This window comes from Pseudonocardia sediminis, from assembly GCF_004217185.1.
GTDB classification, from domain to species: Bacteria; Actinomycetota; Actinomycetes; order Mycobacteriales; family Pseudonocardiaceae; genus Pseudonocardia; species Pseudonocardia sediminis.
This window is the reverse complement of the sequence record NZ_SHKL01000001.1, coordinates 4543942-4558899: the sequence shown is the minus strand read 5'-3', so window position 1 is coordinate 4558899 and position 14958 is coordinate 4543942. Positions and strand designations below refer to the sequence as shown.

Genomic DNA, 14958 nt, shown 5'->3' with positions numbered 1-14958 from the left:
TCAGCACGACATCACTCACTGTCAAGGGTCGCTCCGCGATCGCCTCCGGCGACGGCCCAAGGGCCGCCCTTGACAGCGAGCCTCGGATGCCGTGCGCGCCTTTCGGCGCGGTGGCGGGGCAGGCGCCGCCACCCGGGGGCCGGGCCGACCGGCCCACACCGAGCATGCAGGAGGCCACGATGACCCTCAGTCACGTACAGGACGTGCCGGACCGGCTGGTGGACCCGGATGCGCTGGTCTGTCCCGGCTGCGCGGAGCCGGCGGTCGGGATGCCCCCGCTCGGCTGGCCCGCTGCCGCGGGGCGGGCTCCGGAGTTCTCGCACCGGGACGGCTCGGTTCTGTGCCCGGATCAGGCGGGCCGCATCGGTGAGCCGGTCGAGGCCGGCGGGCTGCGGTTCGCGCTGACCGACGCCGGAGCGGACGCGCTCGCCACGGACGCGGGCGCGATCGCCGACTGGTCGGCGGTGTGGTCGTGAACCGGCGGTGGGACGGCCGGGCGCGGGTGCGGCGGGCGGCGATTGAGTGGGACGTGCCTGTCGAGACCGCGCGGGCCGAGGACCTCGATGAGCGGCTGCGGTCCGGGCGCTGTGGGCGCACCGGCTGGATGCAGGTGCTGATCGACCACGACACCCCGGTAGGCCGGTGCCCGAGCTGCGGGTGGGCCACGACCAGCGAGCGACGCGACTGCCCGTCGCGGGTGATCGCCAAGTGCCTGTTGGAGCGGGCGCCATTGCCGGCGTGGCTGGCGCACCTGGCCGACCTGGTGCCGGGGGCCCGGCTGCGCTCCGGTCCGGAGTCGCGGGACCAGCAGCGGGCCGCACTCGACGATCTGCCGGGGCTGTTCGCGGCGCCGGCGCGGCAGCCGGAGCGTCGGCGATGACCGCCGCAGCGGTTGACACGGCCGTGTCACCACAGCACGCCGGGCCGGTTGTGTCCGGGGTGGACGGTTTGGCGATCAGTGCGCCGATGGTGGCAGCCCTGGAGGCCGCGTGGGCGGCGATCCGGGCCCGGAACCCGGAACTGCCGCCCGTGGTGATCGTGCTCGGCGCCGGGTCTGGCGACCGCGGCGGGCTGCGGCTGGGCCATTTCGCCGCGATGCGCTGGACCGCCACCGACAACGACGACCACCGGCACGAAGACGAGCGTGACGAGGACGGGCGGCGTCTGGCGGAGGTGTTCGTGGGCGGGGAGGGCCTCGCCCGCGGCCCGGTCGACGTGTTCGGCACGTTGTTGCATGAGGCGGCGCACGCCCTGGCCCACGTGCGCGGGGTGCAGGACACCTCGCGGCAGGGCCGCTGGCACAACGCCCGATTCAAGGCCTTCGCCGAGGAGATCGGGGTGGCGGTCGAGAAGGACCCGAAGCTGGGGTGGTCGCCGACGACCGTCCCGGATGCCACCCGCGCCGTGTACGCCGCGGCGATCGGCGAGCTCGGGCGGGCACTGCGGATGCGCCGGGCCAGCGAGACCACCGGCGGGGCGGAGAAGCCGAAGAAGCCGGGCCCGCCGGCGTGCGTGTGCGCCTGCGGGCGCCGGATCCGGGTGGCCGTGTCGGTGCGCGAGGCCGGCCCGATCCTCTGCGGGATCTGCGAGGCCGAGTTCCTGCCCGAGGACCTCGACGGCGGCCCGGATGACGGCAGCCCGGAGGACGGGGCGGACGCCGGATGAGCGCAGACCGGCCCGCCGCGTCCGGGACGACGCGGACGGCCATGCAGGACAACAGATCGAGTGGGGGGACGGCCCGGCGACGGGTTCTTGGCCGGACACAGCCGCCGGGCCGCTCTCTCCGCACCACTGAAGAGGACAGGAGAGGCAACGATGTTACGACGCGAGCACGACCGCGCGACCACGGCGCGGGATAACGCCGGTGACACGGCCGGTTCGGCGGGGCGGGACTGGCGGCGCCAGGCGGCGTGCCGGGACGACGGGGTGGATGCGGAGGTGTTCTTCCCGGTCGCGGAGCGCGGCCCGGAGTTGCGGGCGCAGGAGGCGCGGGCGAAGGCGGTGTGCGCCGGCTGCCCGGTGATCGACGCATGCCGGGCGTGGGCGCTCGACGCGCTCCCGGAGGGTGTGGCCGGTGGCCTCACGGCCGCCGAGCGGCGCCGCGTGCGGGTCGGATCCGCGCGGCCCATGACGCGACAGACGGCGCGGCACCCAGGGCCTGCCCGACGCAGCCGGGGCAGTTGGACGAGCCCGCAGCAGCGGGCTGCCGCGGTCGGGCAGGTCGAGGCGGGCCGCTCCTGCGCGGCGGTGGCGGCCGAGTTCGAGGTCAGCGACCGCACCGTGGCTCGCTGGCGCGCCGCCCACACGGCCGCACAGAGCGCGGCGACATCCGGGGGTGCGCGGTGAGTGTGTTCGGGGAACCGACCGAGGAGCAGGCGCGCCGCGAGCGGCTGGCCGCCCAGGTGCGCCAGATGGTGCGCCGCCTGGCCGTGGAGGGGTTCGACACCGAGCCGGTCGAGGTGGCGATCCCGGGGTTCGACCGGATCACCCGCCCTGGCCTGGCCGACCCCCTCGCCGGGGTGCGGGCCGGGGTGCTGGTTCGCGGCGTGGCCGAGCGGGAGATCCGCGAGTCGACGACCGACGCGCGCGGGCTGGGCCGGTCGTAGGACGAGGTCGCCGAGGCGCTCGGCCTGACCGACGCCGAGGACGAGCCGTCGGGCACGCGGGCGGAGCGGGCCTTCGAGCAGGTCGCCGGCCGCTCGGATCCGTACTGGGCCGCGTCGGGCGCTGGACGTGCGCGGCATGCGGGCAGCGGGTCACCGACCGGGGCCCGTTCGAGTCGCACCCGCACGACCGGGAGGACGGACACGCCGCCCACTGCGCCCGCCAGCTCGCCGCGCTCGCGGCGTGGCGGGCCGATACCGGGTGGGAGGACGACGAGTGATGGACCCGATTCTGATCGGATTCCTGCTGGTCACCGTCGCGACTATGGGGGTAGCGGTGGTCGCCTGGTGGTCGGGGCGGCCGTGGACGGCCGCCGCCATCGCGGTGGTGGCGCTGCTCGCGGCGACGCCGCTGACCCGGCTCCTGTCGGACCCGGTGATCGTGGCCGCCCTGGTGGTCCTGACCGGCCTGGCGGGCTGGGCGGCATGGCCGCACACCAGGACCGGGGCCACTCCGCGTGCCCGCCGCGGCGGGGCGCGACCCGGTCGTGGGGGTGCGCCGTGAGCGCCCGAATGGCGTTGGTCGGGTTGCTGGCAGTGGTCGCCGCCGCGGCAGCGGTGTTGTCGTTCGCCGCGCTGCGGGATCTGGCCCGCACGTGCGGGTTCGGCGCCGGATTGGCGTGGCTGCTGCCGGTGGTCGTGGATGCCGGGGCGGCGGCCGGGTCGCTGGTATGGCTCGGCGAGCGGGCCGCGCCGGCGGCGCGCCGATTCGCCCGCGCCCTGGCCCTGGCGCTGCTGGGGCTGTCGGTGGCGGCGAACGCGCTCGGGCACGGTCTGGCCGCGTTCGCGCTCGCCCCGCCGTGGTGGGTGGTGGTCGTCGTGTCGGCGATCGCACCGGCGGTACTGGGCGCGGTGGTGCACCTGTCCGTCCTGGTCGGACGACCGGACCCGGCCAGCGCCACGACACCGCGCTCTGCAGCGACCGTTCCCGCGGCCGCGGCGACCGACGCGGACGGGCCTGCGAGGACGGACGAGTCCGCCCGGGCCGCGGAGTTGATCGCGGCTGGGGCGGGCCGGCGGCGCCTGTCCCGCGAGCTGGAGATCACCGAACACGAGGCCCGACGGCTGCTCACCCGAGCCCGCCAGGACGCGAACCCCGGCGGCGAGATCGCCGCCGGTCGGGAACTGGCGTCGACCAACGGGCACGGAGGTGCGCGATGAACCTGGCAGCGCTGGGATTCCTGGCCGCGCTGGTCGGTGCCGCGGTGGTGGCGTGGCGACGGCGGGCGTGGGCGATCGCGGTCGGCTGCGCGGTGGCGGCGCTGCTGCCCGCGCTCACGTTGTGGCGCACCACCCACCCGCTGATCCTGACCGGCGCCGCGCTGGTGCTGGCCGGGGTGGGCTGGCAGCGGTGGGGCCGCTCGATGGCCACGGTGACACGGTGGGGCGCCCGGGTACGCCGCAAGGCCGGCGTCGCGTCCGGGATCGACATCGCCCGTTGCGCGTCGCCGTCGGCGATGCGCCGCCGTACCCGCCAAGTCCGGCCCACGCTGTCCGCGGCCGCGACGTCGCGGACGGGGCGGGTGTGGCGGCGAGTGGCGCTGCCGGTCGCCGAGGTCGGGGTGAAGCTGTGCCGCTGCGGCGCCCAACAGGTGTGGGCGACGATCGAGTGGGTCGTGATCGTGGTCGGCGGCCCCCGGGTCGGCAAGACCCAGTGGCTGGCCGGACGCGTGCTCGACGCCCCGGGCGCCGCGCTGGTCACCTCCACCCGCACGGATCTGTTGATGCAGACCGGGCCGCTGCGCGCCCAGGTCGGGCCGGTCCTGGTGTTCAACCCGGTCGGGCTCGGCGGGATCCGGTCGACGATCACGTTCGACCCGCTGACCGGCTGCTGCGATCCGGTGACCGCGAACGAGCGGGCCGCGGACATGCTCGGCACCGACACCGACACCGACACCGAGGCCGGCGCGGAGGCCGGGAGCGGGGACCGCGGGTGGTGGGAGGCCCAGACCCGCCGCAACCTCGCGGCGCTGCTGCACGCGGCCGCGCTGGGCGGTCTGACGATGTTGGAGGTTCAGGACTGGGTCGCGAACCTGGACCGCTCGCAGGCCGAGATCACCAACCTCCTTCGTAACCACAGCCCGGAGCCGGGGTTCGTCGCAGCGATCACCGCGTTCATCGAGACCAACACCCGCACGCGGACCTCGATCACGCAGTCGATCGTGCCCGCGCTGGAGTGGCTGACCCACGGGCCGGCGCGGGCGGCTGCGCGGCCGATCTCCCAGGGCGGGCGCCCGTTCGACGTGGAACGGCTGCTGGAGGCGCGCGCGACCGTCTACATGCTCGGCGGGGAAGAGGCCCAGGTCGCCCCTCTCGTCGCCGCGCTGACCGGGCACATCGCCCGGCAGGCGCGCCGGATCGCCGTCCGCCGCCCGGGCGGACGCCTGGACCCGCCACTTAGCTTGCGCCTGGACGAGGCGGCGCTGATCTGCCCGGTGCCGCTGCACCGCTGGACCGCAGACATGGGCGGACGCGGGGTGTCCATCGTGGCGTGCTTCCAGTCCTACGCCCAGATCGTCGAGCGCTACGGCCGTCACCGGGCTGCGGTGATCATGAACAACTCCGGGGCGAGGCTGCTGTTCGGCGGGACCGCCGACCGCGACGACCTCGCCTACTGGTCCTCCCTCGCGGGCGAGCGCGACGAGCCCACCGTCACCACCGACATGCACGGCCGACTCGCCTCCCGCACCACCCGGCGGGTGCCGGTGCTGACCCCGGCCCAGCTGGCGACGCTCCCGGCGCGGCGGGTGGTGGTGTTCCGGGCGGACATGGCGCCCGTGCTCGGCACCGTCGAGCAGGCCTACCGCCGCCGCGACGTCCGCGCCTACCACCAGCCCGGCGCCCTGACCGTCCGCGCCCGACGGTGGGCGCGGAGCGGGTGTCACGCCGCCGCACGGTGGGCGGTCGCCGTGGCCCGGCCGACCGCCCGGTGGGCGCGGGCGGGACACCGGGCGTGCTCGCGGTGGGTGCGGGTGGCGTACCGGGCGTGCACGGGTCGGGTCGCCGGCTTGCTGGGTGCCCTGCGGCTGCGGGTCACCGGCGTCGGCCCGGACACGCGCACCCCGCGCGTCGTGCCCGGCCAGGTCGTCGCCACCCGACCGACCCACCCGATGGCCGGCAGCACCCGGGGCGAGCCGATCACCCAGCCGATCCCGGTGGCGCCGGACGACGCCGGACCCCGGCCGAGGCCAGACCACCACGACCACGGCCCCGACGGCGATGGGCAGGCGTACGACGAACGAGACGAGCGTCCGGAGAGACCTGATCAGCGATGACCGACAACACCAACGACGACGGCGACCGGCTCGGCGGACGGCACTGGACCTACGGCCCCGGCGTCTCGGCGGGCGCGGACCGGCCCGGGCGGTGGCCCGAACGCAACGACGCCGACGGCTGGTACTCCAGCGGCGCCGACGGGGCCCACCAGCGCCACCTGGACGAGCTCGCCCACACCGAGGACGACGACCGCGCCGACCATGATGACGCGACGGGCGTCGACGACGCGGCCGAGGACGACGGGTGGCTGATCGTCGACCTTGCCGCGCCCGACGGAGTTCGGCCGCTCACCGCGGTCGAGTACGACGAGCTCCGTGACCACCCGCGAGCCGGGCTGGAACCGGCCGATGCGGGCGGGCCGGCCCGGCGGGTGAAGGAGGACACGGCGGCCGCGATCGAGCGCGCCCACCAGGCGGTGCGCGAGGCCACCGATGCCCCGGTGCGGCGGTCGCAACAGCTCGACAACGCGCGACGCGCCGACCTCGCCAGCACCGATTCCTACGCCTGTTGCCGCGAGATCGGGCGTGACGACGACGAGCAGACCGCGGAGTCCGATACCGCCGAGTTGGGGGAGGCCCGATGACCGACGCACCGGACCAGACCCGCAGGCACGACGACCCAGCGTGCAGCGAGCCGGCAGCCGGGCCGGAGGGCGACGGTGTGCGCGCGCTGGCTCGGGTGCTGGACCGGACCGGCCGCAAGGTGACCGCGCTGGGGAGCCACGTCCGACGGCTCGCCACCGACGTCGCCCGCCTCGCCTCGCTGACCGCCGGCAGCACGACGACCACATGCACCGACAGCCCGGGCAGTGCGCGCGGCGCAGCGGCCGACGGGGCCAGTGCGGGGGTGCGGTGCTGGCTTCTGGCCGGTGACCCGGACCAGGCGGTCGCCGATCTGGCGGATCTGGTCGAGTGGCTGGACCGGGTGTTCCTGCGCTACCCGGACGCCGTGCTCGGGTCGTGCTGGCTCTGGCACCCGCACGTGATCGAGGAACTGTGGTGGTGCCGCCAGGCGCACGCCGACGCCTACCACTCAGAGACCGGGTCGTGGCTGCGCGTGGGGGACTGGCACGAACGCCAGCGCCCCGGCGTCGCCCGCCGGGTCGGGTCGGTGCTGGCCAAGTGCGACCTGACCCTGCACGCCCCTGGCCGTCCGCAGGCGAGCCCACAGATGGTGGCGCCGCTGGCCGCGCACGTCGGCCAGATCGCCCACTACTGGGCCGCTGGCCAAGGCGCCCGCCCGGAGCCGTCCCCGGCCCAATACGCCGAGGCGGAGGCCTACCAGCGTTCGTTGCACCGGAGCCACCGATGACCACCAGCCCGGATCGGACCGAGTTGACGCTGCGGCGTCAACGCGCGGACCGCGGCGGACGCGGCTGCTCGGTCGTCGGGTGCCCGCGACCACACCGGGGACGCGGCTACTGCGGGCGCCACTACGGGCGCCTGCGCCGTCATGGCGACCCGCTCGGCGGCGGCCCGGCCCGGGCGCGCTCGGCGGTCGGCTACGCGGCCGCGCACCGGCGGGTCCGGGCCCAACGCGGCCCGGCCGCCGGTCGCGCGTGCGCAGCCTGCACAGGCCCGGCGACGCTGTGGTCCTACGACGGCACCGACCCCGACGAGCAGACCGAGACGGGACGCGGGCGCCGCTACAGCACTGACCCGGCCCGATACCGGCCCTTGTGCCGCTCCTGTCACCGCCGCGCCACCGTCCGCGGCGCTGAGGCCGGCGGCCTGGACCTCGAGCGCGCGGTGCGCCTGTACCGGGGCGGCGCGAGCGCGCGCGGCATCGCCGTGCTGCTCGACGTCAGCCCCGGGACCGTCCTGGCCGCACTACGGGCCCACGGCGTCGCGATCCGGCCCCGAGGCCGCGCACCGTCCACCGGGCGACCGGCCGTACCCGAGCGGCGGCCGTGCGAACAGCCGAGCGACGAAGCGCCGTGATCTCTCCGCGAGCCTCGACCACCGACCACCGAGCCGCACCCACGCGATCTTCCAGCGCCACGAGAACCGACGGCACCGACCCGAACAGCAGCACCAGTGAGAGCAACAGCAACGGCCAGAGCCAGATCAAGAGCCAGATCAAGAGAAACGACGCGAAACCCCCAACTGACAAAGCACACCCCTGCATCACGCGATCCGACGGGGTGGTGCGGGCCCTGCGGGCCCGCACCGGAGATCAACACCCGGCGATGTCCATGATCGTCTGCAAGATCGTTTCAGGAGGCTTCTGATGGTCGTGAGTCTGCAGACCGGCCACGACACCGACTACCTGACCGACGCCGTGGCGAAGGGCCGGGAGGGCTACTACACCGGCGCCGTGGTCGCCGGTGAACCGCCGGGCATCTGGTACGGCGCCGGCGCCGCCGAGCTCGGCCTTGACGGCGAGGTGGACGCCGACGTGATGAAGGCGCTCTACACCCACGGCCTGGACCCACGCGACCTGAACACCGCCTCGCGGGCGACGTGGGGGGAGGCCGGGCGGATCGGCAACGCCCCGCGCAACTACCGCAAGGCCGAGGACATCTACGCCGGTTTGCTCGACGCGCACCCGGACGCCGGGCCCGAGCAGCGCGCCGAGCTACGCGCTCAGGCCGCGCAGTCGGCGCGGCAGTCGGTGGCGTTCTACGACACGACCTTTTCGGCGCCGAAGTCGCTGACGGTGATGTGGGTGGCGTTCGAGCGCGCGGCGAACGAGGTCCGGGCCGCGGGCGACCACGACGCCGCCGAGCAGTGGGCGCGCAAGGCCGCGGTCGTGGAGGAGGCGGTGATGGTCGGGCACCGGGCGCTGTTGGACTTCTACGCAGACAAGGCCGGCTACGCCCGCGCCGGGCACCACGGCGGCGGCGCCGGGCAGTGGGTGGACGCCCATGGCCTGGTGGCGGCGTCGTTTCTGCAGCACGACTCCCGCGACGGGGACCCGCAGCTGCACGCGCACGGCACGATCCTGAACAAGGCCAAGTGCGCGGATGGGAAGTGGCGGGCGCTGGACGGGTCGTTGTTGTTCCAGTGGCAGGCCGCCGGCGGCGCGCACGCCGACCGCAGCGCGGAGGCGTGGTGCTGGCAGCAGCTCGGCGCGGTGTGGGAGTTCCGCCCGGACGGCAAGGCCCGCGAGCTCGCCGCGGTCGACCCGGCGTCCCGGGAGCTGTTCAGCCAGCGCCGTGCCGCGATCGAACCCGCGGCGGAGAAGTTGATCGCGGCGTTCACCGAGGCGAACGGCCGGGCGCCGTCCGGGCACGAGCGGGCCGCACTGATGGAACAGGCCACCCTGGCCACCCGGCGGGGCAAGTCCTACGAGGGTCTGCCCCGCAACGAGCAGCTTACCGAGTGGGCCGACCGGCACGCCGAGAAGCTCGGCCAAGATCTCGCCGAGGTCGCCCGGGCGGTCACCGAGCACACCGCGGGGCAGCCGGCGATGTGGTCGGAGCGCGACGTGATCACCCGCGCGTTGGAGCAGGTGAAGAACGCCAAGCAATCCTGGACCCGCTCGGATCTGACCCGCGCGATCTCCGATGCCCTCCCGGGCCACTTGGGGATCGGCCCGGAGCAGGTCGGGCCGCTCCTGGAAGGGCTCACGGACAAGGCCGTGGGCCAGGCGCGGATGGTGACCGATCCGGTGGGGCCGGCGGGGCTCGAGGAGCGCTACTACCGCGCCGACGGGACGAGCGTGTTCGTCAAACCCGGGACGCAACGCTTCGCCACGGACGACCAACTGCTGGGCGAGCAGTACCTGCGCGACGCCGCGATCCGGCGCGGCGCCCCCGCCTGGAGCTCCGAGCAGGCCGACGCCGTGCTGGCTCGCTTCGCCGACGCTGGCTGGGAGCTGGGCGCCGACCAGGCCGCGGCGCTGCGCGGGATCCTCACCTCCGGCGCCGCGGTGGAGGTGCTCGCCGCGCCGGCCGGGACCGGGAAGTCGTTCCTGGTCGGCACCGTGGCCGAGACCTGGCCCCAGACCGGCCAGGCCGCGGCGACCACGGCCGATGGCGGCAGCCCGGGTGACGGCCCGAGGGTGTTCGGGGTCGCCTACGGGCAGCGCCAAGCCGAGGTGCTCGCCGAGGAGGGGGTCACCGCCCGCAACATCCGCGCCTGGCTCGACGCCCAAAACCGCCTCGATGCCGGCACCGCCCGCCCCGGCGACGAGGCGCTGCGCCTGCGAGCGGGGGACATGCTGGTGGTCGACGAGGCGGGCGCGGCCGCCACCCCGGACCCTGGCGGCGATCACCCGCCGCTGCGAACAGGCCGGGGTGAAGCTGTTGCTGGTCGGGGACTCCCGCCAACTCGCCGCCGTCGGCGCCGGTGGCGCCCTGGCCGACGTCGCCGCCCGGGCCGGGAGCTACGAGCTGGCCGAGGTCCGCCGGTTCACCCACGAATGGGAGGGGCCGGCGTCGCTGCGGCTGCGCGACGGCGACCCCACGGTGATCCCCGAGTACGTGAAGAACGGGCGCCTGGTGCCGGGCGGCACGAGGGAGCAGGCCGAAACCGAGGCCGCCCGGCTGTGGCTGGACTCCACCCTGCGCGGCCGCGACGCGCTGTTGGTGGTCGGGTCGAACGCGGCCGCGGCGCGGACATCGCAGGCGCTACGCGCCGAGCTGGTCCGCCTCGGCCGCGTCACCGAGACCGGCGTCCCACTCGGGCGCGACGGCTGGGAGGGCACGGTGGCCGGGGTAGGCGACCTGGTGCAGGCCCGCAACAACGGCTGGCACCTCGACGGCTGGGAAGGCAACCACACGGTCCCGATCAACCGGTTCACCTACCGAGTCACCGGCATCCGCCCGGACGGGCACGGCCTGGTCGTCGCCCGCATCACCGGCCGCGACGACGCGGGCGACGAGATCCTGGACCAGCCGATCCAGCTCCCGGGCTTGTACGTGGCGCAGAACATCACGCTCGCGTACGCCTCCACAGTGCACGCTGCGCACGGGCGCACCGTCGATGCCGGGATCAGCGTCCTCGGCGCGGGCACCGACCGCGCCACCGCGTACACCCAGATGACCCGTGGCCGCGACACGAACCATGCCGTGGTGATCACCCGCCAGGTGGCCGAGGGCGCGGACACCGGCGAGACCTTCACCGTCGCGCCTCGCGACCCGGCCGCGGTCCTGGCCGACGTGATCCGCCCACCCGAGCAGGACCCAAACACCACCGCACTGGCCCAAGCCGAGGCCGCCGCCGACCACGACCGGCACATCGCCACCCATGTCGACCCGATGCTCGCGGTGATCGCCGACGCCACCGCGGGGCGGACCGGGCGCTGGCTCGACCAGCTCACCGCCGACGGCACCCTGCCCGAACAGCACCGGGTCGCGCTGGCCGCCGACCAGGCTCGCTCCAGCCTCGATCAACTCCTGCGCATCGCCGAGCTGGCCGGCCACGACCCCGCCCATGTGCTGCGCGACGCCATCACCGCCCGCCCGTTGGACGGGTCGACGTCGGTGGCGCAGGTGGTGCACTTCCGGATCCGCACCGCGCTGGACGGACACCTTGACCCGCACGTGTCCACGTTCGCCGACCTGCTCCCGTGTGATCTACCGGAGGCCTCCCTCGCCGGGCTGCAGGCGCTCGCCGACGCCGCCGACACCCGCCGCATTGAGCTTGGTGCCCAGCTTGCCGCGCAGCCGCCGCAGTGGGCGCGCGAAGCGCTTGGCCCGGTGCCCGACGACCCGGCCGGGCGGGCCGTGTGGCAGGACCAGGCCGGTCGGGCGGCCGCGTATCGGGAGTGGGTCGGCCACGACGACCCGGCGGACCCGCTCAGCCCGGCACCGGCGGCTGGACTGGTGGAAAAGCACGCGCTCTACCGGGACGCGCACGCCGCGCTCGACCTCCCGGACGCCGGCGCGGACGAGGAACAAGCCAGCGAGGGCCTGCTGCGCGCCCGGGTAGCGGCGTGGGAGCGCGAACAGCGGTGGGCGCCCCGCTACGTCGCCGACGAACTCGACGCCACCCACGAAGCCCTACGCCAGCGCCAAACCGACGCCACCCTCTACGGCGCGCACGCCGACGCCGCCACCGATTCTCAGGAAGCCGACCAGCTCCGGGCGGCGGCCGCCGCCGCCCGCGCCGAGGCCGACCAGCTGGCCGAGCTGATCCCGAAACTCGAACAGGCCGACGCCGCCCGAGCAGCATGGACCGCCGAAACCGCGGTCACCCGCGACAAGGCCGAACGCGGACGGGCCGCGCTCGGGCTGTGCGGCATCGACCTCGACGCCCCCTACGAGAAGGTCACCGCCCAAGAATGGATCGACGCCGAGCGCGCCGAGCGGCTCGCCGACGACGCGCACCGGCCCATCACCGAGCACGACCTCCGCGACCACGCCCACGACGAGCTCGACCACACGCGACCCGCGCCCGCGGACGAGACACACCTCGACGAGCCCACCGCTGACCACTCGCCCGAACCACCCGAGCGTCAGGACCGGCGACGCGACCACGACTTGGTCGCCGAACCGGCGCCCGACGACATCCGGGAGGCCTCCACCCCTGATCCAGGTGAGCGCGCCGATCCCGAGGAGCGGCGTCGGGTGCCGCTACCCGACGAGACAGACACCACGCTCGACCGCGCCTACATCGCGGTCGACGAGATCGAAGCCCGCTACCGTGCCGAGGCGGCACACGCCCGCGACGAGGACACCGCCGCCGAACCCGAAGACGACATCCGCCTCGACGAACTTCACCGTTGGGCCGGCCACGACGTCACCACCGTCAGCAGCGACGACCACGCCGACGCTGTCGAGGACGATGACCCCGTCCTCGATCGGGGCCTCCCCGGTGAGTAGGCGCCGCCGGCTACTGCCATCAGGTGACGGTGGCCCGCGACGACTTCGGAACTGTCAGACCTCGCGCGCATACTCGCCACCGTGGCGCAGGGTGTCGAGGTACTGGCGACGATCCCCGACTGGGTCGTGCCGACACACGAGCAGGTCGTCGCCATGCTGCGCTCCGACAGCCGCCGGACCAGCGGCGATCACGCATTCGGCCACCAGCAGGCCGCCAGCTGGGCCACCGACATCATCTCGGCGACTCCGATCAGCCGTCGATCCAGCGACCAACCCGTCAGCTGGAACGAAGCCCGGGCGGAGTGCTGGATGGCAGTCTGCGCTGCCGCCGAACAACCGCCCCCGACCGCACACGAGTTCGCGCTGCTCGGCGCGCCGGCCCGCCCCTCGGCAGCGACCGATCCGGACTACGCGCATGGCGTCTGGCAGGTACTGGCGTGGCTACTCGGAGAACGCTCCACGCCGCCCGACCCCGGTGTGGTGCTCGACCTCCGCCTCGCGCACCGCGAGTATCTGGAGCTGGAGCGCCTATCCCGGCAACGCGTCGAAGCAAGGCAGCGCTGCGAACAGGTACGCCAGCGCATCGCGGCTCGGTAGCCCACTATCGCCGCATCGTCGAACGGCTTGTCCATGCCGGTCAATCCGTGGGTCCGGCCGCGCTGGGGCGCGGCACGTCACGAGGCACGGGGCCCGTCCGTGCTGGCCGCTCTCGGTTCACGAACAACCGCTGATGCCCTCGCCGGTGGCAGTCCGCCCGCTCGGCCGGGTACGCGAGCACCAGCGGCGGCTCGACCGACAGCGAGCAGAACGAGGTCGCGGTGAACCCCCACCACCGGCCCTCGGAGTCGGCGGGAGCCACGATCGTCACGCCGCTCGGGAACGAGGCCCTGGCCTCCCGGAACCGCAGTGGCGCGGAGGCGCCCCGGGCGCTCATCCGACCTCCTGCGCCTGGAAGACCGACAACGCCGGGGCGGCGGGGGTCGCGACCGCCCTGCCGAGGTCGTGGTCCATCCGGGTGTGCTTGGCGGTCAGGTAGCGCACGTTCTCGGTCGTCACGGCGACGACCAGGGGCTCACGTCCCGAGATCGCGACGCCGTAGTCGGCCAGGCCAGCCTGCTTCGCCGGGTTGTTGGTCATCAGCCGGAGCGAGCCGACGCCCAGGTCGCGCAGGATGTGCGAGCCGACGGCGTAGTCGCGTGCGTCCACCGGCAGCCCGAGCGCGGTGTTGGCCTCGACCGTGTCCAGCCCCTCGTCCTGCAGCTTGTAGGCTCGCAGCTTGTGGCTCAGCCCGATGCCACGACCCTCGTGACCGCGCAGGTAGACGATCGCGCCGCAGCCCGCCGCGCTGATCTGCGCCAGCGCGGCGTCAAGCTGGTCGCCGCAGTCGCAGCGCAGCGATCCGAACACGTCTCCGGTCAGGCACTCCGAGTGCACCCGGACCAGCGGGTCCGGCCGGGCCGTGACCGGGCCCCGCACCAGCGCCATGTGCTCGACGCCGTCGATGACGGAGCGGTACGCGACGGCGTCGAACTCGCCGTGGCGGGTGGGCACCCGGCCGACCGCCTCGCGCACGACCAGCGCCTCGGTGCGCAGACGGTGCCGGACGAGGTCGGCGACGGTGATCGAGACCAGGCCGTGCCGCTGCGCGAACCGCTCCAGGTCGGGCCGGCGGGCCATCGTTCCGTCGTCGTTGGCGACCTCGGCGAGGACCCCGGCCGGCGCAAGACCGGCCAGTCGGCACAGGTCCACGGCGCTCTCGGTGTGCCCGGTGCGCTGCAGTACGCCGCCGTCGCGGGCACGCAGCGGGAACACGTGCCCGGGGCGGGACAAGTCCTCCGGCCGGGTGCTGGGGTCGGCGAGCGCGCGGATGGTCCGGGCGCGGTCCGCGGCGGAGATGCCCGTCGTGGTGCCCTCCTTGAGGTCGACCGAGACGGTGAACGCGGTTTCACGGGGGTCGTCACCGCGGGCCACCATCGGCGGCAGCGCCAGCTCGTCCACCCGCGCGCCGTCGATGCCGACATAGAGGACACCGCTGGTGTGCCGGATCATGAATGCGAGCGCGTCCGACGTCGCGTGCTCGGCCGCCATGACGAGGTCGCCCTCGTTCTCGCGATCCTCGTCGTCGACGACCAGCACCATGCCTCCGCGGCACAGCTCCTCGAGGGCCCGGTCGACCAGAACGGTCGACGGGTCATGGTCCGTCTCAGGCATGCGATCACCGTATGGCGCCGTGGGGCGCTCGCGTGTCCT

The 14958-nt window shown here is 74.6% G+C and carries 15 protein-coding genes and 1 pseudogene; 14 read left to right on the top strand and 2 right to left on the bottom strand.

The window, feature by feature from the left end; all coding sequences use genetic code 11:
* The first annotated feature begins 179 nt into the window (after positions 1–179).
* The 14 genes and pseudogenes from EV383_RS21065 (at position 180) to EV383_RS21000 (ending at position 13305) form a co-directional block, all read left to right on the top strand.
* Positions 180–476, top strand: coding sequence for a hypothetical protein (locus EV383_RS21065; RefSeq protein ID WP_130291510.1), 297 nt, complete (start codon positions 180–182; stop codon positions 474–476).
* A 53-nt stretch (positions 477–529) separates the two neighbouring features.
* Positions 530–880: a hypothetical protein gene (locus EV383_RS21060; RefSeq protein ID WP_130291509.1), complete on the top strand. Its 351-nt coding sequence runs from the start codon at positions 530–532 to the stop codon at positions 878–880.
* Between the two features lie 68 nt (positions 881–948).
* A complete protein-coding gene (locus EV383_RS21055) occupies positions 949–1665 on the top strand; it encodes a SprT family zinc-dependent metalloprotease (protein ID WP_207223611.1) in 717 nt (238 codons plus the stop codon).
* Positions 1666–1815: 150 nt separating this feature from the next.
* Positions 1816–2346, top strand: coding sequence for a WhiB family transcriptional regulator (locus tag EV383_RS33125; RefSeq protein ID WP_130291508.1), 531 nt, complete (start codon positions 1816–1818; stop codon positions 2344–2346).
* Positions 2343–2606 (top strand): hypothetical protein, encoded by a 264-nt coding sequence (locus EV383_RS21045; protein WP_130291507.1) that lies wholly within the window; start codon positions 2343–2345, stop codon positions 2604–2606. Before EV383_RS33125 ends, EV383_RS21045 begins: the two co-directional genes overlap by 4 nt.
* A gap of 277 nt (positions 2607–2883) precedes the next feature.
* The gene (locus EV383_RS21040) at positions 2884–3168 is read left to right on the top strand and encodes a hypothetical protein (RefSeq protein WP_130291506.1); all 285 of its coding nucleotides are present in this window, start codon (positions 2884–2886) and stop codon (positions 3166–3168) included.
* Positions 3165–3824, top strand: a complete 660-nt coding sequence (locus EV383_RS21035) for a DUF2637 domain-containing protein (RefSeq protein ID WP_165438433.1) — start codon at positions 3165–3167, stop codon at positions 3822–3824. Before EV383_RS21040 ends, EV383_RS21035 begins: the two co-directional genes overlap by 4 nt.
* Positions 3821–5938: a type IV secretory system conjugative DNA transfer family protein gene (locus EV383_RS21030; protein WP_130291504.1), complete on the top strand. Its 2118-nt coding sequence runs from the start codon at positions 3821–3823 to the stop codon at positions 5936–5938. Before EV383_RS21035 ends, EV383_RS21030 begins: the two co-directional genes overlap by 4 nt.
* Complete coding sequence (locus EV383_RS21025; protein WP_130291503.1) at positions 5935–6522, top strand: hypothetical protein; 588 nt, start codon at positions 5935–5937, stop codon at positions 6520–6522. The genes EV383_RS21030 and EV383_RS21025 overlap by 4 nt, the downstream gene beginning before the upstream one ends.
* A complete protein-coding gene (locus EV383_RS21020) occupies positions 6519–7250 on the top strand; it encodes a hypothetical protein (RefSeq protein ID WP_130291502.1) in 732 nt (243 codons plus the stop codon). Before EV383_RS21025 ends, EV383_RS21020 begins: the two co-directional genes overlap by 4 nt.
* The gene (locus EV383_RS21015; RefSeq protein WP_130291501.1) at positions 7247–7879 is read left to right on the top strand and encodes a hypothetical protein; all 633 of its coding nucleotides are present in this window, start codon (positions 7247–7249) and stop codon (positions 7877–7879) included. Before EV383_RS21020 ends, EV383_RS21015 begins: the two co-directional genes overlap by 4 nt.
* A 289-nt stretch (positions 7880–8168) precedes the next feature.
* Positions 8169–10079 (top strand): annotated as a pseudogene (gene mobF / locus EV383_RS33120) (MobF family relaxase); the annotation flags it as partial.
* Between the two features lie 100 nt (positions 10080–10179).
* On the top strand, positions 10180–12708 hold the full coding sequence (locus EV383_RS21005) for an AAA family ATPase (protein ID WP_165438432.1): 2529 nt from the start codon (positions 10180–10182) through the stop codon (positions 12706–12708).
* Positions 12709–12789: 81 nt separating this feature from the next.
* Positions 12790–13305 (top strand): hypothetical protein, encoded by a 516-nt coding sequence (locus tag EV383_RS21000; RefSeq protein ID WP_130291499.1) that lies wholly within the window; start codon positions 12790–12792, stop codon positions 13303–13305.
* Positions 13306–13345: 40 nt separating this feature from the next.
* Here EV383_RS21000 and EV383_RS20995 read toward each other — a convergent pair whose 3' ends face one another.
* Both EV383_RS20995 and EV383_RS20990 read right to left on the bottom strand, forming a co-directional pair.
* Entirely contained in the window at positions 13346–13642 is a 297-nt protein-coding gene (locus EV383_RS20995; RefSeq protein ID WP_130291498.1) for a flavin reductase family protein, read from the bottom strand.
* Positions 13639–14919 (bottom strand): bifunctional 3,4-dihydroxy-2-butanone-4-phosphate synthase/GTP cyclohydrolase II, encoded by a 1281-nt coding sequence (locus EV383_RS20990; protein ID WP_130291497.1) that lies wholly within the window; start codon positions 14917–14919, stop codon positions 13639–13641. Before EV383_RS20990 ends, EV383_RS20995 begins: the two co-directional genes overlap by 4 nt.
* Between the last annotated feature and the right edge of the window lie 39 nt (positions 14920–14958).

Coding starts and splice junctions, on each gene's coding strand:
- EV383_RS20990 (WP_130291497.1), bottom strand. CDS start 14,919: ATGCCTGAGACGGACCATGACCCGTCGACCGTTCTGGTCGACCGGGCC.
- EV383_RS21025 (WP_130291503.1), top strand. CDS start 5,935: ATGACCGACAACACCAACGACGACGGCGACCGGCTCGGCGGACGGCAC.
- EV383_RS21040 (WP_130291506.1), top strand. CDS start 2,884: ATGGACCCGATTCTGATCGGATTCCTGCTGGTCACCGTCGCGACTATG.
- EV383_RS33125 (WP_130291508.1), top strand. CDS start 1,816: ATGTTACGACGCGAGCACGACCGCGCGACCACGGCGCGGGATAACGCC.
- EV383_RS21030 (WP_130291504.1), top strand. CDS start 3,821: ATGAACCTGGCAGCGCTGGGATTCCTGGCCGCGCTGGTCGGTGCCGCG.
- EV383_RS21020 (WP_130291502.1), top strand. CDS start 6,519: ATGACCGACGCACCGGACCAGACCCGCAGGCACGACGACCCAGCGTGC.
- EV383_RS21015 (WP_130291501.1), top strand. CDS start 7,247: ATGACCACCAGCCCGGATCGGACCGAGTTGACGCTGCGGCGTCAACGC.
- EV383_RS20995 (WP_130291498.1), bottom strand. CDS start 13,642: ATGAGCGCCCGGGGCGCCTCCGCGCCACTGCGGTTCCGGGAGGCCAGG.
- EV383_RS21065 (WP_130291510.1), top strand. CDS start 180: ATGACCCTCAGTCACGTACAGGACGTGCCGGACCGGCTGGTGGACCCG.